Below are 25,160 nucleotides of genomic sequence, written 5' to 3'. Positions count from 1 at the left end.
TCTACTTGGTCTTGATGCCCGCGGAGCCCGCCGTCACGGTGTCGGTGGCGACTACGGCGGCCTCGGGGTACTCGTCGGAGTTGGTCACGATCGTCATGATGACGTCGTGGTGGCCGGCCGCCTGGATCTTCTCGCGGTCGAAGCACATGAGGGGCTCGCCGGCGCGCACGTGGTCGCCCTTGCCCGCGAACAGAGTGAAGCCGTCGCCGGCCATCTCGACGGTGTCGATGCCCACGTGGATGAGGACCTCGACGCCGTCGTCGCCCGCGATGCCCACGGCGTGCGGCATGGCGCTCACCACGGTGCCCGAAACGGGCGAGAAGAGCCTGCCCTCGCTCGGCCAGATGGCCAGAGTGCGCCCCATGACCTCGCCCGCGAACACCGGGTCGGGCAGCGTCTCGACTCCCTCGACGCGGCCGCTGACGGGCGCGAGCACGATGTTCTCGCCGGGCTCGACGTCGAGCGCGGCCGGGCGCTCGGGGGCCTTGCTGCGCTCAAGCAGGTTGCTGATGAATCCCATGTTCTCCTGTCTCCTTCTCTCGTATGCTTCGCCGGGCGCAGCGCGGCCCCGGTGGTTACTCGGCTAGGGTGCAGACGCTCTCGCGCTCGACGATGGTCGGCAGCACCGCGACGCGGATGACCTCGCCCAGCATGTCGCCCTTGATGCGGTCAACCAGGCGCTTCACGGCGAGCTCGCCCATGGCCTCCTTCGACACGCCCATGGTCGAGAGGTGCGGGGTGACCATGGTGCAGTGGATGGTGTCGTCGAAGCCGATGATCGAGACGTCCTCGGGGATGCGGATGCCGTGCTCCTGCAGGGCGCGCATGCAGCCGACCGCGATGATGTCGTTGTCGGCGAAGTAGGCCGTGCAGAGCTCGGGGTTGGTGTCGAGGTAGGCGTTCATGCCGTCGTAGGCGCTCTCGGTGCTCGCGCCGACGCGTACCACGTGCATGGGCGCGTTGTCCTCGACCTCCATCGAGCGCACGGCGGAGTAGAAGCCCTCCTGGCGCTCGAGGAAGTTGCGGATCGAGACGCCTGCGTGCAGGTAGCCGATCGAGCGGTGGCCGCGGGCGGAGAGGTAGCGGACGGCCTCCCAGGCCGCGCGCGTGTTGTCGATGACGACGGAGTCGAGGCGCTTGGTCGGGAACCAGCTGTCGAGAAGGACGACGGGCACCCCCAGACGCTCGAACTGGGAGATGTCGGGCGCCAGGGCCTCGGTGGCGAGTAGGATGATGCCCGCGCACTTGACCGAACGCAGCGCCTTGATCTGCTCCCGCTCGTTCTCGTGCGCGTAGAAGTACGAGACCGAGAGGCGGTGGTAGCCGTGCTTGTAGGTCGCGTCTGAGACGCCCTTGATGAGCGTCTCGAAGAACGGCGTGTCGCCGACGACCTCGCCGTGGCGCTTGTAAACGATCAAGAGAATCGTGCTCGTCGAGCGCATCTGGTCGGGTGCGTCGTACTCGAACCCAAGGCGCTGTGCGCACTTCATGACTCGGTTGCGGGTCTCGCGCCCGACGCCGGGCTTGTTCCTGAAGACGAGCGAGACGGTGGCGGGGGAGACCCCTGCCTCGCGTGCCACGTCGCGTGCCGTCACCTTCATGAGCCCAATCCTTTCCCTCGTGTTCTAGCCCGACTGTAAAACGCCGTTCGATTTAGTTCGAAAGATTTAGTAAATCCGATTGGCGACGGTCGGGCCCTGCTCTCTTCCTATTATCGGAAACGCAACGTAGACAGGCAAAACAAAGTCTGCGAACAGCCGTTAAACGAACGGAATCGCAGGTCGGAAAGTTTAGTTAGGAGAGAGGGATGGACACCATCAAGATCGGCTATGCGCCCACGCGCCGCAGCATCTTCTCGGCGCCCGACGCGCGCAAGTACCGCAAGATCATCGCCGACAAGCTCGTCGAGCTCGGCATCGAGTTCGTCGACATCGACGACATCAACGAGGAGGGCCTCCTCTTCGACGAGGACGACCGCGTCAAGGCGCTCGAGAAGTTCCGCGCCGCGGGCGTCGACGGCCTCTTCCTGCCGCACTGCAACTTCGGCACCGAGTTCATCTGCGCACGCCTCGCCAAGGACCTCGGCAAGCCGGTCCTGCTCTGGGGCCCGCTCGACGAGCGCCCCGAGCCCGACGGCACCCGCCTGCGCGACACCCAGTGCGGCCTGTTCGCGACCGGCAAGGTCCTGCGCCGCTTCCAGGTGCCCTTCACCTACATGACCAACTGCCGCGTCGACGACCCCGTCTTCGAGCGCGGCCTGCGCGACTTCATCGCGGTCTGCAACGTCGTCAAGACCTTACGCGCAGCCCGCATCCTGCAGATCGGCCCCAGGCCCTACGAGTTCTACTCCACCATGTTCAACGAGGGCGAGCTGCTCGAGCGCTTCAACATCGAGTGCGTCCCCGTGCCGCTGCCCGAGCTGACGCGCGGCGTCGCCGACGCGAAGGCCGAGGCCTCCGGTGACGGCACCTCCGACGTCGAGCGCCAGCTCGCCTGGATCGAGGAGCGCTACGACATCGACTGCACCCGCGAGCAGGTCAAGACCGTCGCCGCCATGGCCGTCTCCATCCGCCGTATGCTCAAGAAGTACCACTGCACCGCCGGCGTCATCCAGTGCTGGAACGAGCTCCAGAGCGAGCTCGGCATTATGCCCTGCGCCGCCAACTCCATCCTCAACGAGGAGGGTACGCCGATCATCTGCGAGACCGACGTCCACGGCGCCATCACGACCCTCATGGTCGAGGCCGCGACGATGGGCGAGAAGCGCGCCATGTTCGCCGACTGGACCATCCGTCACCCGGACGAGCCCAACGGCGAGCTGCTCCAGCACTGCGGGCCGTGGCCCTGCAGCGTCGCCTGCCAGCGACCCAAGATCTGCGTGCCCCTGGCCTTCGACCACAACGGCGCGGTCTCGGCCGAGGCCAAGCACGGCGACGTCACCATCGCCCGCTTCGACGGCGACAACGGCGACTACTCGCTCCTGCTCGGAGGCGCCGAGGGCATCGAGGGTCCCAAGGGAATGGGCACCTACCTCTGGATCAAGGTCGACAACATCAAGCGCCTCGAGGCCAAGGTCGTCGAGGGGCCCTACATCCACCACTGCGCGGCAATCCACGCCAGCGTCGTCCCCGTGCTGTACGAGGCCTGCAAGTACCTGGGCATCCAGCCCGACCTCTACGACCCGATCGAGGAAGACGTCAAGGCATACCTGAGGGGAGAGTAGAGAATGACTAGCATTGAGGAGCTCGAGTCCCTGCGCTGGGACCTTCGCCAGCGCTGCGTCGACATCATTATGGCGGGTGGCGGCGGCCACATCGGAGGCGACATGTCCGTCATCGACGCGCTGATGGTCCTGTACAAGAACCACCTCAACGTGTCCCCCGAGAAGGTCGACGACCCCGACCGCGACCGCTTCGTGCTGTCGAAGGGCCACGCCATGGAGGCCTACTACGCGGTCCTCTGCGAGCAGGGCTTCCTCGACTACGAGGACGTGCGCGACCGCTTCTCCAAGTTCGGCAGCCCCTACATCGGCCACCCCAACAACAAGCTCGCCGGCATCGAGATGAACTCCGGCTCGCTCGGCCACGGCCTCCCCGTCGCGGTGGGCATGGCGCTCGCCGCCCGCATGGACTCCAGGAGCTACCGCACCTACGCCATCATGGGCGACGGCGAGCTCGCCGAGGGCTCCGTTTGGGAGGGCGCGATGAGCGCGGCCAACTACAAGCTCGACAACCTCTGCGCCCTCGTCGACCGCAACCGCCTGCAGATCTCCGGCGGCACCGAGGACGTCATGGCGCAGGACTCGCAGGAGGAGCGCTGGGCCGCCTTCGGCTGGAACGTCATCTCCATCCCCGGCAACGACGTCCGCGCCATCGACTCCGCGCTGACCCTCGCCGAGCAGACCTCGGGCAAGCCCACGGTCATCATCCTCAACACCACCAAGGGCCTCGGCTCCTCCCTCATGGAGAACAAGGCGTCCTGGCACCACCACCTCCCCAACGACGAGGAGTACAAGCAGATCTCGGCCGACTTCGCGGCCCACAAGGAGGCTGAGCGCAATGCCTAACACCATCGCAAACCGCAAGGCGATCTGCGACGTCCTGCTCGAGAGGGCACAGTTCGACCGCGACATCGTCGTCCTCTGCTCCGACTCGCGCGGCTCGGCGTCGCTCACGCCCTTCTTCGAGACCTTCCCCGAGCAGTCCGTCGAGGTTGGCATCGCCGAGCAGGACCTCGTGGGCATCGCCGCCGGCCTCGCCTCGTGCGGCAAGAAGGTTTTCGCGGCCAGCCCCGCCTCCTTCGTCACCACCCGCTCCTATGAGCAGGCCAAGGTCGACTGCGCCTACTCCGACACCAACGTCACCCTCATCGGCATCTCCGGCGGCGTCTCCTACGGCGCCCTCGGCATGAGCCACCACTCCGCGCAGGACATCGCCGCCATGAGCGCGATCCCCAACATGCGCGTCTACCTGCCGAGCGACCGCTTCCAGACCGCGTGCCTCATCGACGCACTCCTTGCCGACGAGAAGCCCGCCTACGTCCGCGTGGGCCGCAACCCCGTCGAGGATGTCTACGCGGCCGACGGCTGCCCCTTCGAGATGGGCAAGGCGACCACCCTCGCCGAGGGCGACGACGTCGCCATCATCGCCTGCGGCGAGATGGTCGCCCCGGCGCTCGCGGCCGCCAAGTCCCTCGAGGACAAGGGCGTCTCCGCCACGGTGCTCGACATGTACTGCGTCAAGCCTATCGACGCGGACGCCGTGCGCGACGCGGCCGCCCGCTGCAAGGTCGTCCTCACGGTCGAGGAGCACAGCCCCTTCGGCGGCCTCGGCTCCCAGGTCGCCCAGATCGTGGGCGAGTCCTGCCCCCGCCTCGTGAGGAATCTCGCGCTCCCGGACGCCCCGGTCGTGACGGGCACCTCCAAGGAGGTCTTCGCACACTACGGCCTCGACGCCGACGGCATCGCCGCCTCCGCGCTCGAGCTGCTCCAGAAGGCGGTCGACTAGCATGGGCACCGCCAAGCGCTCCCTCGTCCTCGCGATCGACCAGTCCACGCAGGGCACTAAGGCCGTCCTCTTCGACGCCGAGGGAAACGCGGTCGAGAAGTGCGCACGTCCGCACACCCAGATTGTGAACGAGCAGGGCTGGGTCAGCCATGATGGCGAGGAGATCATGACCAACGTGCTCGCGGTCGCCCGCGACGCGTGCAAGCGTGCTGGGGTGGTCTCGGGCGAGGTCGTCGCCGTGGGCATCTCCAACCAGCGCGAGACCTGCCTCGCCTGGGACCGCGAGACGCGCGAGCCTCTTGCCGACGCAGTCGTCTGGCAGTGCGGCCGCGCCAAGGGCCTTTTGGAGGAGCTCGCCGCACGGCACGCCGGCATGGCCGAGCGCGTGAGGGAGCTCTCCGGGCTCGCGCTCTCGCCGTACTTCTCGGCACCCAAGCTCGCCTGGCTCCTTGAAAACGAGCCCAAGGTCGCCGCGTCACTCGAGCGCGGCACGCTCTGCCTGGGCACCATCGACTCGTGGCTCACGTTCAAGCTCACCGAGGAGCACGCCTTCGCGACGGAGCCCTCGAACGCCTGTCGCACGCAGCTGCTCGACCTGGGGGACGCCCGTTGGAGCCAGGAGCTCTGCGACCTGTTCGGTGTGCCCATCGACTGCCTGCCCGAGGTCAGGCCCTCGGATTCCGTGTTCGGCCACACGACCATGGGCGGGCTCTTCTCACAGGCCGTGCCCGTCTGCGGCATCCTGGGCGACTCGCAGGCCGCGCTCGCGGCGCAGAACTGCCTCGCGCCCGGCGACCTCAAGGCGACCTACGGCACCGGCTCGTCGGTCATGATGCAGGTGGGGGAGAGCCCGCGCGAGAGCTCGCACGGGCTGGTCTCCTCGATCGCCTGGGAGGTCGGCGGTACGCGCTCCTACGTGCTCGAGGGGAACCTCAACTACACGGGAGCCGTGATCAGCTGGCTGAAGGACGACATGGAGCTCATCTCGGACCCGGGCGAGGTCGAGGGCGTCATCGCGCGCGCCAACCCGGACGACCGCGCGTACTTCGTGCCGGCGTTCACGGGCCTCGGCGCACCCTGGTGGGACGCTGACGCCACCGGCATGCTAACGGGCGTCACGCGCACCACGGGACGCGCCGAGATGGTCAAGGCCTGCGCCGAGTGCATCCCGTACCAGATCGCCGACGTCATCGAGGCGTTGCGCGAGGACTCGGGGCTTGCGATAGGGGAGCTTCGGGCTGACGGCGGCGTCACCAGGAACCGCTACCTCATGCAGCTGCAGGCGGACGCCGCGGACCTTACGGTCGTCACGTCGAGCCTGGAGGAGCTCTCCGCGGCAGGCGCCGCCTACGTGGCCGGCCTCTCGTGCGGCCTGTACGAGGGCAACGCGATCTACAAGCGCGTCTCGCACGGGTCCTACTCGCGCGAGATGGGCGACGCGGAGCGCTCCCGGCGCCTGGACGGCTGGCACGACGCGCTCTCGCGGGTTCGGTCGTCTCGCGCCTAGCGATGGCCGCGCTTTACGCGACTAAACCGCCGCGTGGGCGCCCGCGTGGACGCAAGCGTGTCGGAATGCCTGCTCGTGAGCGGTGTTCCGGCATCCGGAGAAGGACTCGAAACTAGACGGGACTTAAGGATTTATTAAACCCCCATCGCACGGTTTTCCAAATGTGACGATTCTATTCTCTTCTCAGCAAGACAAGGCACCGGGCATGACGCCTTGAGAGGCACCACAAGACAGATTCGTATATAAGTGTTCTGGACAACAAGGAGGAAGGCATGGCAGTGGATAACGAGAAGATCGCCAAGGAGGTGCTCGAGTTCGTCGGTGGCGACCAGAACATCGCGTCTGCGACCCACTGTATGACTCGACTGCGCCTCACGATCTCCGACAAGGAGAAGGTCGACGGCGACTCGATCAAGAAGATCACCGGCGTCCTGGGCATCAACTGGGCCGGCGAGCAGCTTCAGGTCATCATCGGCCAGAACGTGCCCAAGGTCTACGACGCGATCGTCGCCCTGGGCGTCTCGGGCGCGGGCTCTATCGACGAGAACCTCGACGAGGATCTGCCCAAGGAGAAGCTGACGCCCGCCAAGGTCGGCAACGCGATCCTCGACTACCTATCGGGCTCCATGGTGCAGCTGATCCCGGTCGTCATGGCCGCGGGCCTCTTCCGCACCTTCGCCGTCCTGCTCGGGCCGGAGGTCTTCCACCTCGTCTCCGACACCGACCCCACCTACACGTTCTTCAATACGACGCTCTACGAGGCCGGCTTCTACTTCCTGCCGATCTACCTCGGCTACTGCGCCGCCAAGAAGCTCAAGTGCAGCCCGCTTCTCGGCATGCTCTGCGGCGGCATCCTCGTGGCGCCCTCGATCGTGTCTGCAGCCGCCGACGGTGCCCAGATCAGCGTCTATGGCATCCAGATCGCCGCGGCCAACTACTCGCAGAGCGTCCTGCCGATCATCCTCACGATCCCGGTGCTCGCCGTGGTCGAGATGTTTATGAGGAAGCACGTCCCCGACGTCCTCTCCACGCTCTTCGCGCCGTTCTTCACGATGATCATCGTCGTCCCCATCATGCTCGTCGTGCTCGCGCCGCTCGGTAACCTCCTCGGCCAGGGCATCGCGCAGCTCCTCTTCGGCCTTCAGAGCCTCGGCCTCTTCGGCACCGGCATCGCCATGGCCCTCCTCGGCGCCTTCTGGCAGCTGTTCGTTGTGGCCGGCATGCACATGCCCGTCATCATGCTCGCCCAGGTCCAGATCCTCCAGGTCGGCTACGACCCGTTCCTCTTCGTCTCCACCAACTGCGCCATGACCGCCGTCTGGGGCTGCGCGCTCGGCGCCTTCCTGCGCATCCGCAACAAGCAGGAGAAGGGCATGGCTGCCGGCTACGTCGTCTCCGCCCTGGTGGGCGGCGTCACCGAGCCCGCGCTCTTCGGCACCGTGCTCCGCTTCCGTCGCACCATGCTCGGCATGATCTGCGGCGGCGCCGCCGGCGCGCTGGTCTCCTACGTCCTCGGCGTCACCCTCTACCCGGGCGCCATGGCGACCAACTTCCTGATCTTCCTCGGCTACATGCAGGGCGGCATGGGCAACACCATCAACGCCATCATCGGCATGGTCGTGGCCATGATCGTCTCGACGATCGTCACCTTCCTCTTCGGCTTCAGCAAGGAGGAGCTCGCCGAGCTCGACAACAAGTAGTTCCTGCCACGTCAAGCGGCTTGGACATGCATCCAGCAGTGCCTACACTGCATGGGCGGCCGGGGGAGACCTCGACCGCCCCTTTTTCTCTATCACATCGACGAGAGGAGCCACCCATGTGCCAGAGAGCCGTGACCTGGCGCGCGACGACCATCGACCTCGAGGCCGCGCACGCCTACCCCGACCCCGTGAGGGACTGCCGCATCAGCGTGACCTTCGAGCACGAGGGCGGCGCGCGCGTCGTGCGAGAGGCCTACTGGGACGGCGGGGCAACCTATCGCGTGAGCTTCGCGCCCACCGCCGACGGCATCTGGCGCTGGGAGGTCGAGGCGCCCGCGGACTCGGGCCTGCGTGGGCGCGAGGGCAGGCTCTTCTCGGCGGCGTACGAGGGTGAGCTGGGCGTCTTTCGCCATGGGTTCCTGCGCGTGGGCGCCGGCGGTCGCCACTTCGAGCACGCGGACGGGACGCCGTTCTTCTGGCTGGGCGACACCCATTGGGAGTTCGCGTGGGGCGAGCGCTGGGACGAGTCGAGCCATCCGGGCATGGCGAGCCAGTTTCGCGGCATGGTGGACCGGCGCGTGGCGCAGGGCTTCACCGTGTACCAGACCAACCTGCGCGCGGACCTGGCCGGCGAGGGGCGCTTCTGGCGGGAGCTCGACGGGGCGCGCGGCCCGGTGCCCAACGTGGAGTTCTTTGCGGACGAGCTCGACCGGCGCATGGCCTACGTGGCCGACGCCGGCCTCGTGAACGCGCTCGGCATCGCGTGGGGGTTCAACCTGGGGCGCGGCCTCACGACCGTGGACAACATGTGCGAGCTGGCGCGCTACGTGGTCGCGCGCTACGGGGCGCTTCCCGTGGTGTGGACTCTCGCCGGCGAGGTGGCCGGCTACGACGACGCCGCGCGCGACGAGCTGATCGCGGGGTGGCGCGAGGTCGCCCTCGAGATCGAGCGCCGCGACGGCTACGGGCAGCTCGCCACCGCGCACTACACCAACGAGCGCCCCTTTGCCGACTACTACTTCGACGAGCCGTGGTTCGACTTCGCGCTCAACCAGGCAGGCCACGGCGACTACGTGGTGGCCGAGGGCGACTACCGCGCGTGGCTGGCGCGCCATGAGGGCAAGCCGCTGGTGGAGGGCGAGGCCCTCTACGAGCTGTGCTCGTCGCTCGAGGAGATGGGGCCGCGCAAGGTCGACGCGGCCATGGTGCGCCGCGTGGCGTACATGGCGATCCAGTGCGGCTGCGCCGGCTACACCTACGGGGCGCAGGGCATCTGGGACAACGCCTGGGAGAAGGGCCTGCCCGCCGACCCCATGGCCCGCATGGTGGCGCAGGTCTTCAATCGCTTTGGCGTGACCTGGGACGAGGCGATCGACGCGCCGGGCGCCGAGCAGATGGGTCATCTGCGGCGCCTGTGCGAGGACGTGGGCTGGTGGCGGATGCGGCCCTACGGCTCCGGTGGGTCGGCGCTTCTGGGCAGGCACCGTCCCCTGGTGACGGTCGCCCCCGACGGCCGAGAGGTGGTGGCCTACTATGCGTCGAACGTGCGCAAGCGTCTGTCTGTGGAGGGCGTCGAGCCGGGGGCCTGGGAGGCACGCTGGTTCGACCCGCGCGAGGGGCGCTACGGCGAGCCCTTCTCGCTCGAGGCGGTCGACGGCGTGCTCGAGCTGCCCGAGAGGCCCGACATGGAGGACTGGGCGCTCGTGGCCCGCGCGAGGGGATAGGGCTAGCGGGTGGGCCCCGGGCGCCTACTCGTCAAACAGGTCGCTATGCGTCCAGGTCTTCAAAGAGCTCGTCGGCGCTGTGATAGCCGTGGGCGTTGGGGTCTGTGGCAATGTGGTCTGCTTCGATCATCGCCGCACGCGTATCCGCATTGGGGACATTGCGAGAGGGCTTGAAGGGAAGGCCCTGCTCGCGTACGGCCTGGCGGAGAAACGTGTTGACGGCGGTAGAGAAGTTCATGCCGAGGTCGGCAAAAAGCCGATCTGCCTCGCGCTTGAGTGCTGCGTCCGTCCTGATGCTTGTGGTAATGGTGCCCATGACAACCTCCTTGTAATGCAGAGTACATCTCATGTATTGCAAGGAAACCGATCTATTCGCTCTCAGGTCGATTATTGCGAGGATTCGCCTGCGACGGCCCTAGTCCTCTTCGCCGTAGCGCCTGTCGGAGAGGCCCTCGAGCGCCGCCTCGATCGCCCTTTGCTGCTCGGCCGAGAGCGGACGGTGGCAGAGGTCCTGCCATGGCAGGTCGCGCAGGGGTGTTGCGTGGAGTTCCATCGGCGTTATGGTCAGGTGGAGGTGGGGCACGATGCCCTCGATCGCGGCGACGGCGGCGCTGCTTTCGAGCACGTCCGCAAGGGGCGAGTCGAGCGACAGTGCGTGGCGCAGGGCGATTGTGGCCTCGTAGTCGACGGCGTAAGAGCCGTGCGGAAGCTCCACGACGGCTTCGCCGGCCGCGTCGCCTGTGGTCACCTCCACGGTCACGCCGCCGCTTGCCGCAAGCGTGCGGGCTGCGCCCCCGGGGGCGTGCGGCAGCCTCACGCGCGCGGTGCAGCCAAGGGGGACCACAAGCTCGAGGTGAACGCTCCTCTCGCCCGAGACGGACCAGGCGACGCGCCAGGTTCCGTGGGCCGACTCGTAGGTCGCCTCGAGCTCGCCCAGGCGCCAGTCTACGTGCGGTGCAACGGTGGCGAGCGCGAAGCCGGGGGCTGCGGCGTCGGGGCGCAGGCCGGCGGCCCAGCCGAAGAGCCAGGCGCAGATCGAGCCGTAGGCGTAGTGGTTGAGGCTGTTCATGCTCGTGCCGGTGATGCGGCCGTCCTCGTCGAGGGAGTCCCAGCGCTCCCAGATGGTCGTGGCGCCCTGGATGACGGGGTTGAGCCAGCCGGGCTGGCGCTCGCGCAGCAGCAGTTGGTAGGCGTCGCGCTCGTAGCCGGTGCGGCAGAGGGCCTCGCAGATGACGGGTGTTCCCACGAACCCGCAGGTGAGCTGGCCTCCCATGGCCTGAACGAGGTCGTGGAGGGCGCGCCCGGCGCGGCGCGCGTCGGCAAGGCCGTGCACGATCGTGAGGGCGTGGGCCGTCTGCGTATCGATGCAGCAGCGGCCGTTGGGCGAGAAGTACTCGCTGCGGATCCAGCTGAGAAGAGCCTCGGCCAGCGCCTCGAACCGCGCCTTGTCAGCACCCTCGCCGAGCACCGCGGCCGCCCGCGCCATGATGCGGGCGCTCTGCAAGTAGGCGACGTAGGCGACGAAGCCCTCGTCGGTGGCGCCGAAGCGCTCGTCCTTACCGGGGCGCGAGTCGAGCGCGAGCCAGTCGCCCAGGTGCGCGGCGGCGCTGGGCCAGCCGTGGTCGTCGCCGTCGAGCGCGGCCACGTGGTCCATCCACGCTCGCATGGCGCCCCAGTGCTCGCGCAGCACCGCGTCGTCTCCCGAGAACAGGTAGAGGTTCCAGGGGATGACCACGGTCGCGTCGCCCCAGACCGAGCCCGCGCCCACGACGCCAAAGCTCGGCACCACCATGGGCATGGCTCCGCCCAGGGCGCGCTGCTCGAGCGCCATGTCGTGCAGGTACTTGTGGAAGAACGCGTAGGGCTTGCCCAGGTAGCAGGCCGTTGGGCTGAAGATCTGCGCGTCGCCGGTCCAGCCCATGCGCTCGTCGCGCTGCGGGCAGTCGGTCGGCGTGTCGACGAAGTTGTCGCGCATGCCCCAGCGCGTGTTCTCCACGAGCCGGTTCACGAGCGGGTTTGCCGTGCGCATGCGGCCGGCGCCCGTGTCGATGTCGCTGTACCACGCGACGCCCTCGAAGTCGGAGGGCCTGAGGTTGCGCACGCCCTCGACCTTGACGTAGCGGTAGCCATAGTAGGTGAAGCGCGGCCGCAGCACGTGCGGCTCGCCGTCGCTCACGAAGGTGTAGGCTGCCTCGGCGCTCCGCAGGTTGTCGTGGTAGAAGTTGCCCTCCTGCAGCACCTCGCCGAACTGCAGGCGCACGGTCGCTCCAGCCGGCTCGTGCACGCGCATCCTGAAGCCGCCGGCGATGTTCTGCCCGAGGTCGAGGACCTTCTCGCCCGCCGGCGTCTCGATCAGCGTGGGCGAGAAGAGCTCATGCTCTGAGACGACGGGGGAGAGCCGGTCGCAGAGCCTCGCGGTGCGCGCCGCGGCCTCCTCGGGATCGAGCGGTCGCGCCGGCTCGGGCGCGACGGCCGGCAGGGTCGCGTCGACGCGCTCGCCGTCGTAGATGTTCGAGAACGTGACGTTAGAGCGGCCGACCTGCCACGACTCGTCGGTCGCGACGACCTCGTGCGTGCCGTCGGCGTAGGTCAGGTGGACCTCCGCGATGAGCGACCAGTCGTCGCCGTAGTAGCCGCCCCTGGTGGGAATGAACCCGAAGCGCCCCTTGTACCAGCCGTCGCCCAGCGTGACGCGGAGGTCGTGCTCGCCGGGCGCCGCAAGCGCGCCGGTCAGGTCGATCGTCGCTACCTGGAGCCACTTGTCGTAGGCGCAGGTGCCGGGCGCGAGGTGCTCGGTCGAGGCGAGTCGCCCGTCGACCTCGACCTCGTAGAGGCCAAGGCCGCACACGTAGGCGCGCGCCGCCGCGAGGGGCGCGCCCGGCCGCGTCGTGATGGTGCGCGCGAGCGTCGGGTGGCGTCCGTCGGCCTCGTCGCAGCAGAGCCACGCGGCCTGCCACGGCTCGCCCATCTTGCCGGTCTCGAAGGAGTGCTCCCCGCCCTCGGCAACATGTCCCGCCTCGTCGCGCACGCTGACCTGCCAGGTGTAACGCGTGCGGGGGAGAAGAGCGAGCCCCGGCCTCGTGGCGGCGCAGTCAAGCTCGGCCCAGCCGGTGTCGCAGACGGCGCCCGCCTCCGAGCGCACGACGAGCCGCGACTCGATGCGGCCCCGTGCGACCCAGCCCTCGTCGTCGACGACCCACGAGAAGGTCGCCTCTCCCAGGTAGAAGCCCAGGGGCTCGTCCATGTGGTTCACCCTGCAGGAGCGGACTCTCATGCATGCCTGCCTCTCAAGAAAGGCGCCCCGCATGAGCGGGGCGCCGGTCGTCTTCTTTGTTCCTACGCGCCCACGGTGATGATGACGCGGCGGTAGTTGACCATGTAGGTCTCCCTGCTCGGCTCGTCGGACGCGCGGGCGACGAGGTGGATGGTGTCGCCGGGCTTGGCGTCTGCGGGGACGGTGAGGCTGACGCACGCGCCGTCCTCCCGTCGTTCGACGTCGAGGACGAGCTCTCCCTCGTATCCGTCGGCATCGGCGTAGCGCGTCCAGGTGACGCACACCTCGTCGCCGTCGGGGTCGGTCGCGAGAGCGTGCAGCGTGACCTCCTGACCGGGGGCTGCGACCACGTCGACGCCCTCCTCCACGCTGACCTCGGGGGCGTGGTTCACGCTCTTCTCGTCCGGCGTCGTGCACCAGGTCGCGCGCGAGGCGAAGTCGTTCATCCAGTCGCCGATCCAGCGCGTGAGCTGCAGGGCGTCTCCCTTGGTGGGGCCCTGCGCCGCGTCGGTGGCGTTTTGCCAGTAGTCGGCATCGGGGTTGAACTCGTTTTCGGCGTTGCGGACGAAGCGTCCGCCCCAGCCGCCGAAGGTCGGGTCCTCCAGGCTGCGCAGGCCCTTGTCGATCAGGTACAAGAACGACGGCGAGTCGCCCTCCGAGATCATGTCGTAGCGGTTGCGCGGCTGCTTGCCCCACCAGTTGCCGCCCATGAGCTCGGCGTTCGAGCCGAACTGCGAGCGGTCCTCCTCGCCGGGGTAGACGTGGCCGTCGCCCCAGGTGTGGTAGCGCGCGAGCAGCGGCCCCTTCTCCAGCAGGTTGGGCTTGATCCAGCTGCCCCGGAACATCCTCAGGTCGGCGGGCGGGATTACGGTCTCGTCGAACATGAAGGCAATGCCCTGGATCGACGTGCAGTGCAGCATGCGCAGGTCAGGCCAGGTGCGGCAGATGTAGTCGCGGTAGGTGTCGTCCTGCGTGACGACCATGAAGATGATGCCCTTTTGACAGACCTGGCGATAGACACTGTCCCACTGGTCGGTTCCGCGGAAGTCAAGTTCGATGTGCTTGAGGGCGCGGGCGATGGTGTTCGTGCCGCCTCCGGCCAGGAGCCACAGGGGTCTGGGGTCGCTGGTCAGGAGTGCCTTCCTGATGAGCTCGGAGCCCTTGGTGTCCTCCGACATCTCGCCGATCGTCTTGACGTTGCCGACCGCGGTCACGCTCCGGAGGTATTCCGGCGTGGGGTAGCTGGGGTCATGCGCCACGAGGTTGGGGTAGACCCTCTCGTAGGCGTCGATGTCCTCGAGCATCCACTTCGGGTCGGCCCATCGCTTGGGCTCGATGCCCTGCTCGGGGTCGCCCGCGTAGTGGAAGATCGAGCTCGACGCCACGAGCCCCTCGATGTCGATGTCGTTCGCGTAGAGAAGCAGGTGGACAAAGGAGTTCATGTCGTCGCATTCGCCATCGTTGGTGAAGATGGCGCGTGCCTTCTTGCTGTTCATGGGCATATCCAATCGCCGTCGCGTTTTTCACCATTGTCGGTCCGGCGTGGGCGTTTAGCTGCGAGTTCGAAATTTACTAAACCTTCGTCTAGTAAATGCCCACCTCGTATGGGCGTTGGGTTTGGCCTGCTCTACAGCCCAATGACGAGCCCCTCGAACGCCTTGGCGGCCTGGTCCTCGTCCTCTCCCTCGACCACGATCTCGATCCTCTCGCCCTCCCGGACGTCGAGCAGCATGAGGCCCATCATGTCCGTCGCGTTGGAGCGGACGCCACGCGTGACGATGGTCACGTTGCTCTTCCACCTGTTGGCCTCGGCCGTGATCGTCGATGCGATGCGCGCGTGAAGCCCGCTGGGGTCTTTCAGCACATGGGTGATCGTCTTCATCGTTGTCTCCCTCGCGTATGTTTCGGGACGCTCCGCCCCGGTTGGTGTCTTGCCTAACAGTATCTTCGACGCGCCGCGTCAGACGACTGGTTATACGTGCGAGAACCCGGTCTAGTAAATCCATTTAGGATTATTTAGCAACGTGGCACCGCGCCCGCCGACGCGTCGGCGGGCCGCATGGCGCGCACTTCTCCCCGTGGGCGCTTGCCCGAGCGAGCACCTGCCGCCGGTCCTGCGCTCCAAGCGGAAAGGGTGAGGTCTGCGTGCGTTTGCTGATGGGGCGGGGTCCGACGCGCCCCGGCGCTACACTCTTGGGGGCGCCGCTGCGTCGCGGCGGCCACACCAATGGAATCCGAACGTCGGGAGATACCACATGTCAGAAACCGTGGGCGTTGAGGCCTCGCGGGAGCTTGTCGACTTCATCGGCAGGAGCCCCAGCATGTTCCATACGATTGCTACCGTTCGCGCGTACCTGGACGAGAAGGGCTTCGCCTTCCTGCCCGAGGGCGAGCCCTGGAGCGTCGAGCGTGGCGGCTCGTACTACACCGTGCGAAACGGCTCGAGCATCGTCGCCTTTACCGTCGGCACCGAGCTCGACGACTACCACTTCCAGATTGCCGCGTCGCACTCGGACTCTCCCACGTACAAGGTCAAGAGCGTGCCCGAGCTCGAGGGACCCGGCGAGTACCTTCGCCTGGACGTCGAGGGCTACGGCGGCATGATTGACAACACCTGGCTCGACCGCCCGCTGAGCGTGGCCGGCCGCGTCCTGGTGCGCGAGGGCTCGCGCATCCAGAGCCGCCTGCTCTACATCGACCGCGACATCCTCGTCATCCCCAACGTCTCCATCCACATGAACCGCGACGTCAACAAGGGCATCGAGCTCAACCGCCAGGTTGACCTGTGCCCGCTGTTCTCGGCGGGGAGGCTCAAGCGCGGCGCCTTCGACGCCATGGTCGCCCAGGAGCTCGGCGTCGAGCCCGAGCAGGTCATCGCCAAGGACCTCTTCCTGGTCAACCGCCAGGAGGGCCGCGTCTGGGGCTGGGAGGACGAGTTCGTTTCCGCCCCCAAGCTCGACGACCTCCAGTGCGCGTTCTCGTCGCTCAAGGGCTTCCTCGCGGCCCGCAACGAGCATGCTGTCAACGTCTTCGCGTGCTTCGACAACGAGGAGGTCGGCTCGAACACCAAGCAGGGCGCCATGTCCACGTTCCTGCATGACGCGCTGGTGCGCCTGAACCTATCCCTGGGTAAGGACGTGCAGGACTACTACCGCGCGGTCGCGGGCTCGTTCCTGGTTAGCTGTGACAACGCCCATGCGGTCCACCCCAACCACGGCGAGAAGACCGATGACATCAACTGCTCGGTGCTCAACGGGGGAGTCGTCATCAAGGAGGCTGCCAACCAGAAGTACACGACCGACGCCTTCAGTCGCGCGCTCTTCTCGGCCGTGTGCACCGATGCCGGCGTCCCCGTCCAGACCTTCGCCAACCGCAGCGACTCCGCGGGTGGCTCCACGCTCGGCAACCTCTCGAACACCCAGGTGAGCGTCCATGCCGTGGACATGGGGCTGGCTCAGCTCGCCATGCACTCGAGCTTCGAGACGGCGGGCGCGCTCGACACGGCCTACGCCATCAACGCGCTTGCCGCGTTCTTCTCGACCAACCTGCTGATCGACGGATTCGAGTCTGCTCGGATCTAGGCGGCCGCGTGGGCCCGTCGCCACAGGGTGGGCCCGGTGCCTGACTCCTAGACGCACAAGAAAAGGGGTGGTGCATCAACGATGCACCACCCCTCATGTCTGCGAGCGCTTGTTCCTGCCGCCTCGCGTTCCCGTCGGGAACTAGAGGAGCATGATGCCGGCCTTCTCGCAGGCCTCGGTGGTCTCCTCGTCCCAGAGGGATGCCTGGACCTCGCCGATGTGGGCCTTTGCGAGCAGCAGCATGCAGACGCGGCTCTGGCCGATGCCGCCGCCGATGGTGTAGGGGAGCTCGCCGGCGAGCAGGGCCTTGTGGAAGGGGAGCTCGCGACGGTCGTCGCAGCCGGCCATGGTGAGCTGCTTGTCGAGCGACTCGGGGCTGACGCGGATGCCCATGGAGCTCACCTCGAAGGCGCAGCCGAGGGTCTCGTTCCAGAACAGCAGGTCGCCGTTGAGGCCCCAATCGTCATAGTCGGGAGCACGGCCGTCGTGGGGCTCGCCGCTGGCAAGCGGGGCGCCGACGCCCATGATGAACGTCGTGTGGTGGTCGGCGACGAAGCGGTTCTCGCGCTCCTTCGGGGCAAGCTCGGGATAGAGGTCCTCGAGCTCCTGCGTGGTGATGAAGGTCACGTCGCGGTCAAGGTCGACGTCGAGCTGCGGATAGGTCCACTTGAGCTCGTCGAGGGTGCCGCAGATGGCGGTCACGATGCGACGGACGGTATCCTGCAGGTACTCGATCTTGCGGTCCTCCAGCGAGATGACCTTCTCCCAGTCCCACTGGTCCACGTAGATGGAGTGCAGGTTATCGAGCTCCTCGTCACGACGGATTGCGTTCATGTCGGTGACGATGCCCTTGCCTACCTTGAAGTCGTAGCGCTTGAGAGCGAGGCGCTTCCACTTGGCGAGCGAGTGAACTACTTCGGCATCCTTGCCAATCGCAGGGACGTCGAAGCCGACGGGACGCTCGACGCCATTGAGATTGTCATTGATTCCTGTAGCGGGGTCGACTGCAAGCGGGGCCGTCACACGCACAAGGTGCAGTGCGGCGCAAAGCTTTGCAAGGAAGATGTGTTTGATGCGCTCGATGGCGCGCTGAGTGTCATACGTATCGAGCTGCGATACGTACCCGTCGGGGATACTGATCATGTTCCCACTCCTCTTCTGTCGGTACTACAGGACAAGCGCAGCATATCCCACCTTTGCCGGTGGCTCGCCCCTTGCCTGTCGTTGTTTACCCCCACCTTACATAGCCGCAACGTTTAGGCAGGGGAGAAGAGCGTGTATCGAAATCTGCCGAGGTAGATGCTATCGGTCGGTTGCCAGGCGCCATTTGGCGACCACGTCAATCTGTCACTTGCTGTTACAATTGGCCGGAAATGGTTGGCGCCTCGCCCGCGAGGCCCTGTCCGATGGAGGAGTTACATGGTTTCTGGCACCACCGAACGCTCGGGCGTCGGCAAGCTCGTGGGCGCCGTAGTAGCGCTGGCCGCCCTCTACGTCCTTCCGAGCCTCGTGATCTTTCCGCTCGTCGACTACGCCAACGACAGCGACTCGCTCAGCCTCCTGGTAGAGCTCATTGTCGCCTCCATGTCGGTCGGGGCCCTGTGCCTCCTGGGCGGGACGCACATGCTCGACTACGAGAGGGGCGACTTCGCCCGCGTGTGGAAGTACACCGGCCCCATCATGGTCGTCTCCCTGGTCATGGGCGCGCTCTCGATCTTCGAGTACGTCTCGTCAGGTACGGAGGTCTCGCCCTACTGGCTCTCGAAGCTCGCGCTGTATACCATGCTGTGCCTCGGCATCGGCTTCTACGAGGAGTCCTACTGCCGCGGCATCGCCCTGGGCGGGCTCCTGAGCGCGTTCGGCAGGACGCGCGCGGGGTTCATGGGCTCGGTCCTCGCGACCGCCGTGTTCTTCGGCTCGCTTCACATCTCGTGGGGCGCCCTTGACTTCTCGAGCGCCTCCCAGCTCGCGCAGGCGCTCCTGAAGATGGCCCAGACGGGCATGTACAGCGTCTGTCTGAGCGCCGCCATCCTGGAGAGCAACCGCCTTTCCGGCGCGGCCTTCTTCCACGGGCTTGACGACTTCCTGGTCATGTTCGGCCCGTACGTTCTGTTCGGCGTCGAGCAGGACACCAACTATGTCTCGTCGGGCGAGGACGGCGCGCTGATGATCGGCATGTACGTCGTGCTCGTCCTGCTCTACCTCCCCTCGTTCATCAAGGCGCTGCGCGCGCTGATCATCATGCCGCTTCCCCGCAGGGGCGGCCTCTACGGCGAGGGGGCCCTTCCCGCCAGGGAGCTCGAGGTCGCCTATCGCGCCGTCGTCGACGCGCGCTCTGCGGACCGCGCGGTGGCCAGGTCCTACTTTGACCAGTGGGTCGCCTACTACAAGTCCCTCGAGGCGTACCAGGGCCAGCAGACTTGGGCTGCACAGCAGGCTCCGGCGGCGCGGCAGGCCTGGCCGGCGCAGCCCCAGCAGGTCTCGTCTGCCCATCCGGCACATCAGGCTCCTGTCGCGCCTGTTGGCCAGCCCATGCGCGTCATGCCCGTTCCCCCGGAGGGGTATGTCCCCAATCCGACTCGGGTCGCCGCGACGCAGGCACCCGCGCCCGTGGCGTTCGTGCGCCCGCAGCCGCCCGTGCCGCCCCAGGCGCATCCGGACGCCGCAAGCTCCGGCCTCCCCACGCCTCCTCTGGGGTGGGCACGCTAGGGTTCTCGACGGCCGCACGCCCGCGACGGAGCCCTTGCGGAGCCGATGGGCGCAGGTTGTTGACGGCACGCTCAAACCGTCGAAGAATCGCAGATAAAAGTAGGAGAACGGGCGAGAAGGAATGCACTTCTCGCCCGTTTATTCGTGGTATTCTGCGAACGGTAAAACTGCTTGTGGCTGCGTCTTAACAAACTGCTAACATGGGCGTGGCGGCTTTAACGTAGCTTAAACAGGCCTTTGCCGACCTCTGTTGTTCAACTATGGCCATAGATGCTTTGGAAGGGCATGGCATATGAGTCGAGTAAAGCGTAAGGAAGACATCTTCTTCACCCAGTTCAAGGAGTTCAGCGAGCTTACCGTTTCAGCCGCAGAGCTGTTCCTCGACATCGTCGAGAACTACTCCGAAAAGGCCGACCTGATTCCCGAGGTCAAGGAGTACGAGACCAAGGGGGACGAAGAGGTCGGGAAGATCATGACCACTCTCAACTCTTCCTTCATCACGCCGTTCGACCGAGAGGACATCTCGGCGCTCGCACTTCAGATGGACGAGATTGTCGACGGCCTCGAGAACGTTGCCGCCCGCTTCAAGCTCTACGACATCGACGCCATCCGACCCGAGGCGGTCGACATGGCCCGTCTGATCGTCAACGCGACCAAGCACCTGGACATCGCGTTTGAGAAGTTCCCTGACTTCAAGAAGGACGCCTCGATCCTGAAGCACACCAAGGCCGCCAACGACGTCGAGGACGAGGGCGACATCGTCTACCGCGACGCCCTCGCGAGGCTCTTTCGTGAGCACGGCGACACCATCGAGGTCGTCAAGTGGAAGTCGCTTCTCGACAAGATCGAGGACACCCTCGACGCCTGCAAGGATGTCGCCAACGACATCCGGAATGTCATCGTGAAAAATGGTTAGCGCACTTCTCGTCTGTGTTCTGGTCGCCGCCCTCGTCTTCGAGTTCATCAACGGCTTCCACGACACGGCAAACGCCATCGCCACGACGGTCTACACCAAGGCGCTTCCCGTCAGGACGGCAATCGCCATGTCCGCCGTCATGAACTTCGTCGGCGCGCTCACCAGCGAGAAGGTTGCCCTCACCATCTCGAAGGGCCTCGTGGACATCCAGCTTGACCTCTACGTCATCCTGGCGGCTCTCATCGGCGCTATCGTCTGGGACTTCTTCACCTGGTGGCGCTCTATCCCCAGCTCCTCGTCGCACGCGCTCATCGGCAGCCTCATCGGCGCGACGATCGTGCACACCGGCACCACGCAGCACGTTATCTGGGACGGCGTCGTGGGCAAGGTCGTCATCCCCCTGTTCACCTCGCCGCTCATCGGCATGGCCTTGGGCTTCCTGATCATGAAGCTCGTGTTCGAGCTCTTCGCCAACTGGACGCCCCACAAGGCCAACGGCCTCTTCCACAAGCTCGAGATCGTCTCGTCCGCGTTCATGGCCTACAGCCATGGCAACAACGACGCACAGAAGACCATGGGCATCATCACGCTCGCGCTCGTCTCGGCCGGCCTGGCTGACCCAGCGCTCGGCGTTCCCCTGTGGGTCAAGATCACCTGCGCCGTCACCATGGCCATCGGAACCTCTATCGGCGGCCAGCGCATCATGCGTACCGTCGGAGACGGCGTCACCAAGCTGACCCCGGTCATCGGCTTCGTCGCGCAGACCTCCTCGACCGTCGCCATCGAGCTCATGACCGCGCTCGGCGCTCCCGTCTCGACGACGCAGGTCGTCACTACCTCTATCATGGGCGCAGGCTCCGCCCGCCGTCGCAGCTCCGTTCGCTGGGGCGCGGCGCGCAAGATCATTGCGGCCTGGTTCATCACGCTGCCGATCACCATCCTGCTGGGTGGCCTGAGCGCCTTCTTCATCGGTCGCGTCCTGGGCATGGCCTAGTCTTGCGACGAGGGCGAGAAGTCCTCCCTGTTCCGCTCCCTTGCGACCCTGGCCCCGCGGCAATGCCGCGGGGCCTTTCTTGTGCCGACCGTTCGCCGCCACCTTTGAGGCGGTAACTGTGTCGAAACGCTTTGGTTGTTACCATGGCCCCACGATTCGTGCGAGGCTCGGACCTCGCGAAAGGGGTGGTCCATGGCAAGGAAAGACGACGTCCTTACGATGGGACGCGACCAGATTGCGGCGCTTCAGCTCGAGGGCATCAAGAAGACAGTCATCTGCTGCTACGAGAACGTTCCGTTCTACAAGAGGAGCTTTGATGAGGCCGGCTTCGACCCCTATGGGGTCAAGTCGCTTGATGACCTTAGGAAGGCTCCCTTCGTCACGAAGCAGGACCTGAGGGACAACTATCCCTATGGGATGCTCGCCGTCCCGATGGAGGACGTGAGGGAGATCCACATGTCCTCCGGCACCACCGGCGTGGCCACGGTGGGCGCCTACACTGACCACGACCTCGACTTCTGGGGAGACTGCTTCGCGCGCGGCATCAGCTACGCGGGCTGCGGCAGGGGCGACGTCTGCCAGATTTGCTACGGCTACGGCCTCTTCACGGGTGGCCTGGGCGCCCACTACGGATCGCTGGCCTCGGGGGCGACCACGATTCCCATCAGCGCGGGCAACACGGAGCGCCAGATACGCGTCCTGCGCGAGATGGGCTCCACCATCCTGTGCTGCACGCCCAGCTATGCCATGCACATCGCCGACACCGCCATCGCCATGGGGCTCGACCCCGTGCGGGACTTCAACCTCAAGGTCGGCATTCACGGCGCCGAGGCGTTCTCGGACGGCTTCAGGGCGCAGCTCGAGCAGAAGTTCGGCTACAAGGTGCTCGACGTCTACGGCCTCACGGAGACCATGGGGCCTGGCGTCGCGGTCGAGTGCCTCGAGCAGGATGGCCTCCACATTGCCGAGGACCACTTCTACTGCGAGATCGTCGACCCCGAGACCGGAGAGCCCCTTCCCGACGGGGAGTGGGGCGAGCTCGTGGTCACCACGCTCGACCGCGAGGCCAGTCCGGTCGTGCGCTATCGCACGCGCGACATCACGCGCATTGTTCCGGGCACCTGCGCCTGCGGAAGGACCCACCGCCGCATCGACCGGCTCCATGGCCGCACCGACGACATGCTGATCATCCGCGGCGTCAACGTGTTCCCGAGCCAGATCGAGAACGTCATGCGCGAGTTCGACCAGGTGTCCAGCTGGTACCAGATCGAGCTCACCACCAGCAACTCGCTCGACGTCGTAACGCTCAAGGCCGAGGTCGACCCCAGGTTCGACTTCGACTCAACCGGCGCTATCGACCAGCTTCAGAAGTCCATCCAGGCCAGGCTCAAGACGGCACTCTCCGTGGGCGTCCGCGTGAGGCTTGTCGAGCCCATGAGCATCTCGCGCTCCGAGGGCAAGGCGAAGCGCGTCATCGATCTGAGGGGGTAGCCACATGATTGACCAGCTGACCGTGTTTCTGGAAAACACCGAGGGGCGCCTGGCAAAGCTGTGCCGCGCGCTCGCCGATGCCGACGTGAACATGAAGGCGCTCACCATCGCCGACACCGCAGAGTACGGCGTGGTGCGCATCATCTGCGACGACCCTGCCCGCGCGCGCGACGAGCTGCAAGAGAAGGGCTGGCGCGCCATGGTCACGAAGGTTGCTGCCATCGAGGTGGCGAACCGCCCCGGCGGTCTCGCCGACCTCCTGGGCGTACTCGACGACCTCGACATTCCCGTCGAGTACGGCTACTGCTTCTCGACCAAGGGCGATCGGGCCGTGGACATCCTCAAGGTCAAGGTCTCCTCCGAGGCCGACAGGGCGGTCCAGAAGCTCGAGGAGGCCGGCTTCAGGGTGCTCGCGCAATCCGAGGTGTAGGCACTTCTCCCGGGCGTTCCCAAACGAAAGGACGCGGGGCCACCGGGCGCTCTTGGGCGCATCCGGTGACCCCGTCTTCGTCGTTACCGCTTGTCGCTTTGCGCGAGGCGCGTCCTACTTGTGCACGTACACGGTGTCGCCGACCTTGACCAGCGAGTAGAGCTGGGCGGCCGCGTCCGTCGGCAGGTTGACGCAGCCGTGGCTTCCGCCGTAGACGTAGATCGTGCCGCCGAACTTGCTGCGCCAGCTCGCGTCGTGGAGGCCCACGGCGTTGCCGATGAAGGGCATCCAGTACGTGACGTGGCTGCGGTAGTCTGGCTCGCCGTCCCCGTCCTCGTCTGCGCCGACGAGTGTCTCGTTCTGGCGCTTCGCGTTGATCCGGTAGGTTCCGGTGGGCGTTGACCTGCCCTCGCTGACCTTGCCTGACACCAGGTAGCTGCGCCAGATGACCGTGCCGTCGCTGTCGTAGAAGCGCGCGTACTGGGTGGTGAGGTTCACGTCGATGTGGCGTCCGCGCGTCTCGTGCCCCTCGGACTCGGGAGGGCGCGAGTTCACGATGGCCAGGGGAATCTCGATGGAGTCCGACTTGAGGTCCCTTATGCCTGCGGCAACGGACTGCGCGATGCCGGCGGCGTCGAGCGCGTAGTCGTTCACCTCGTCCGACTTCGCCACCTCGGCGGCGAGCGAGTCGTTGGCCCACTGTGCGACGGACTCCTGGCTGACGCTGACGGAGAGGTCCTCGCCGATGCAGATCCACGAGCTAGAGCTGTCCCTCGTGACGCGCGCGACCTCGGTGCCGTCCTTGGTCAGCGGAATCTCGACGGCAAGCATGGCGTTTGCCTTCTCGATGGCGCTGGCGAGCTCCGGGCTGTCTGCGCTTACGGTCGGTTGCACCAGCTCGTCGTTTCCCAGCGTGACGGAGGGGGAGAGCGCCTTCGCCTCAGCCGCGACCTTGCTCGCCGTACGCTCGGCGTCCACCGCGGTTCCCAGTTTCTGCTCCACGACCTCGAACTGCCTGGTGTCTCCGTTGTAGGCACCCGTGGCGTTAATTGGCCCGGTCGCATCCGCGTTGTGCACGTCGACCGCGGCCGCGATGGCTTCCAGCAGCTTCCCGTCGTCCACGCTCATGCCGCTTTCCGTGCGAATCTGCTGGTGGCTTATCAGGTTGATGGGCCAGGCGCGCGCGTCGGTGGCCTCGAGGGCGTCCTGCGCCAGCGTGTCGCCGTCGGCCTTCAGGCCGATGTCCGTGGCACTGAGCTCGAGGCTCATGCCGTCCCCCGAGACGCTGGCCTTCCACGTCGTCGCGTCCCCGTCGACGGCCTTCGCGAGGTCCTCTACCGACATGTTCGAGACGTCGCGCCCGTTGACGGTCGTTCCGGGCACGAAGTGCGACGAGAAGTACGCGCATCCCATGCCCCAGACGGCAATGAGCGCCGCGGCGACGGCCAGATAGATGCGCGGGGCCTTCCCCTTGGGGCGCTTCGTGGCCTGGGCGTCACCCCTGGGATCGGGCTTGCCCGCGCCGGTCTTGTCGGTTTCGGGGGTGAGGGCTGCGGTGGCGATTCGGTCCATCTGCTGCGTTTGTGACAATGTCTTCTCCGATGTGCATGGTGTTTGCTCGCTGTGGCTTTGTGCCTAAGGCAAGATTCTACATCACAGATTATCCAAAGTGTCACTACGGCATGCTCTTGCTGCGTATTCGTTAACCAGAGGAGCGGAATGGAATTAATGTCCCTTAGAACATTTATACTTAATGAAACTGTCGGTCACTTTCGATGGGTCGGGAATTGGATTCCAGTCAGGCTCGAAAAATCGCGTTGTACCTTGG

At 66.2% G+C, this 25,160-nt stretch carries 20 protein-coding genes; 12 read left to right on the top strand and 8 right to left on the bottom strand.

From position 1 onward, the window contains the following. Position 1: 1 nt before the first annotated feature. On the bottom strand, positions 2-520 hold the full coding sequence (locus tag B5D13_RS03635) for a PTS sugar transporter subunit IIA (protein WP_078686973.1): 519 nt from the start codon (positions 518-520) through the stop codon (positions 2-4). A gap of 55 nt (positions 521-575) precedes the next feature. Then, positions 576-1,601, bottom strand: a complete 1,026-nt coding sequence (locus B5D13_RS03630) for a LacI family DNA-binding transcriptional regulator (RefSeq protein ID WP_078686972.1) — start codon at positions 1,599-1,601, stop codon at positions 576-578. 206 nt (positions 1,602-1,807) lie between these two features. Here B5D13_RS03630 and B5D13_RS03625 point away from each other — a divergent pair, with 206 nt between their 5' ends. The 6 genes from B5D13_RS03625 to B5D13_RS03600 all read left to right on the top strand — a co-directional run bounded on the left by B5D13_RS03625 (position 1,808) and on the right by B5D13_RS03600 (position 9,937). After that, complete coding sequence (locus B5D13_RS03625; protein WP_078686971.1) at positions 1,808-3,223, top strand: L-fucose/L-arabinose isomerase family protein; 1,416 nt, start codon at positions 1,808-1,810, stop codon at positions 3,221-3,223. Positions 3,224-3,226: 3 nt separating this feature from the next. Then, entirely contained in the window at positions 3,227-4,066 is an 840-nt protein-coding gene (locus B5D13_RS03620; protein WP_078686970.1) for a transketolase, read from the top strand. After that, positions 4,059-5,006 carry a transketolase family protein gene (locus tag B5D13_RS03615; RefSeq protein ID WP_078686969.1) on the top strand — a complete coding sequence of 316 codons (948 nt, stop codon included), beginning with the start codon at positions 4,059-4,061 and terminating at the stop codon, positions 5,004-5,006. The genes B5D13_RS03620 and B5D13_RS03615 overlap by 8 nt, the downstream gene beginning before the upstream one ends. Before the next feature lies 1 nt (position 5,007). Beyond that, the gene (locus B5D13_RS03610) at positions 5,008-6,513 is read left to right on the top strand and encodes an FGGY-family carbohydrate kinase (protein ID WP_078686968.1); all 1,506 of its coding nucleotides are present in this window, start codon (positions 5,008-5,010) and stop codon (positions 6,511-6,513) included. A gap of 272 nt (positions 6,514-6,785) precedes the next feature. Further along, positions 6,786-8,213: a PTS transporter subunit EIIC gene (locus B5D13_RS03605; protein WP_078686967.1), complete on the top strand. Its 1,428-nt coding sequence runs from the start codon at positions 6,786-6,788 to the stop codon at positions 8,211-8,213. Between the two features lie 116 nt (positions 8,214-8,329). Then, positions 8,330-9,937 carry a glycoside hydrolase family 140 protein gene (locus B5D13_RS03600; protein ID WP_078686966.1) on the top strand — a complete coding sequence of 536 codons (1,608 nt, stop codon included), beginning with the start codon at positions 8,330-8,332 and terminating at the stop codon, positions 9,935-9,937. A 43-nt stretch (positions 9,938-9,980) separates the two neighbouring features. On the opposite strand, the gene B5D13_RS03595 is transcribed toward B5D13_RS03600, so the two are convergent. The 4 genes from B5D13_RS03595 to B5D13_RS03580 all read right to left on the bottom strand — a co-directional run bounded on the left by B5D13_RS03595 (position 9,981) and on the right by B5D13_RS03580 (position 15,093). Further along, positions 9,981-10,253 carry a type II toxin-antitoxin system RelB/DinJ family antitoxin gene (locus B5D13_RS03595; RefSeq protein ID WP_078686965.1) on the bottom strand — a complete coding sequence of 91 codons (273 nt, stop codon included), beginning with the start codon at positions 10,251-10,253 and terminating at the stop codon, positions 9,981-9,983. A 99-nt stretch (positions 10,254-10,352) separates the two neighbouring features. Continuing rightward, complete coding sequence (locus tag B5D13_RS03590) at positions 10,353-13,211, bottom strand: alpha-L-rhamnosidase (protein WP_143327745.1); 2,859 nt, start codon at positions 13,209-13,211, stop codon at positions 10,353-10,355. A 62-nt stretch (positions 13,212-13,273) separates the two neighbouring features. Beyond that, a complete protein-coding gene (locus tag B5D13_RS03585; protein ID WP_159443983.1) occupies positions 13,274-14,707 on the bottom strand; it encodes a nucleoside hydrolase-like domain-containing protein in 1,434 nt (477 codons plus the stop codon). Between the two features lie 131 nt (positions 14,708-14,838). Continuing rightward, positions 14,839-15,093, bottom strand: a complete 255-nt coding sequence (locus B5D13_RS03580) for an HPr family phosphocarrier protein (RefSeq protein ID WP_078686962.1) — start codon at positions 15,091-15,093, stop codon at positions 14,839-14,841. A 373-nt stretch (positions 15,094-15,466) separates the two neighbouring features. On the opposite strand from B5D13_RS03580, the gene B5D13_RS03575 reads away from it, so the two are divergent. Then, on the top strand, positions 15,467-16,792 hold the full coding sequence (locus B5D13_RS03575; RefSeq protein WP_078686961.1) for a M18 family aminopeptidase: 1,326 nt from the start codon (positions 15,467-15,469) through the stop codon (positions 16,790-16,792). Positions 16,793-16,933: 141 nt separating this feature from the next. Here B5D13_RS03575 and asnA read toward each other — a convergent pair whose 3' ends face one another. Beyond that, complete coding sequence (gene asnA, locus B5D13_RS03570; RefSeq protein WP_078686960.1) at positions 16,934-17,935, bottom strand: aspartate--ammonia ligase; 1,002 nt, start codon at positions 17,933-17,935, stop codon at positions 16,934-16,936. A gap of 276 nt (positions 17,936-18,211) precedes the next feature. Between asnA and B5D13_RS03565 the strand changes: the two genes are divergently transcribed. The 5 genes from B5D13_RS03565 (at position 18,212) to B5D13_RS03545 (ending at position 23,332) form a co-directional block, all read left to right on the top strand. Continuing rightward, a complete protein-coding gene (locus tag B5D13_RS03565) occupies positions 18,212-19,501 on the top strand; it encodes a CPBP family intramembrane glutamic endopeptidase (RefSeq protein ID WP_159443982.1) in 1,290 nt (429 codons plus the stop codon). 292 nt (positions 19,502-19,793) lie between these two features. Continuing rightward, entirely contained in the window at positions 19,794-20,417 is a 624-nt protein-coding gene (locus B5D13_RS03560; protein ID WP_078686958.1) for a DUF47 domain-containing protein, read from the top strand. Further along, complete coding sequence (locus B5D13_RS03555; RefSeq protein WP_078686957.1) at positions 20,410-21,411, top strand: inorganic phosphate transporter; 1,002 nt, start codon at positions 20,410-20,412, stop codon at positions 21,409-21,411. Before B5D13_RS03560 ends, B5D13_RS03555 begins: the two co-directional genes overlap by 8 nt. A 192-nt stretch (positions 21,412-21,603) precedes the next feature. After that, the gene (locus tag B5D13_RS03550; RefSeq protein ID WP_078686956.1) at positions 21,604-22,902 is read left to right on the top strand and encodes a phenylacetate--CoA ligase family protein; all 1,299 of its coding nucleotides are present in this window, start codon (positions 21,604-21,606) and stop codon (positions 22,900-22,902) included. 4 nt (positions 22,903-22,906) lie between these two features. Continuing rightward, positions 22,907-23,332 (top strand): amino acid-binding protein, encoded by a 426-nt coding sequence (locus B5D13_RS03545; protein ID WP_078686955.1) that lies wholly within the window; start codon positions 22,907-22,909, stop codon positions 23,330-23,332. 114 nt (positions 23,333-23,446) lie between these two features. Here the strand turns inward: B5D13_RS03545 and B5D13_RS03540 are convergent, their stop codons facing one another. Beyond that, on the bottom strand, positions 23,447-24,922 hold the full coding sequence (locus B5D13_RS03540) for a L,D-transpeptidase (protein ID WP_143327744.1): 1,476 nt from the start codon (positions 24,920-24,922) through the stop codon (positions 23,447-23,449). Between the last annotated feature and the right edge of the window lie 238 nt (positions 24,923-25,160).

The organism is Olsenella sp. KH1P3 (genome assembly GCF_900167315.1).
Lineage (GTDB): Bacteria > Actinomycetota > Coriobacteriia > Coriobacteriales > Atopobiaceae > Olsenella_J > Olsenella_J umbonata_A.
The sequence above is the reverse complement of the archived record's forward strand: the minus strand, read 5'-3'. Positions and strand labels throughout refer to the sequence as shown.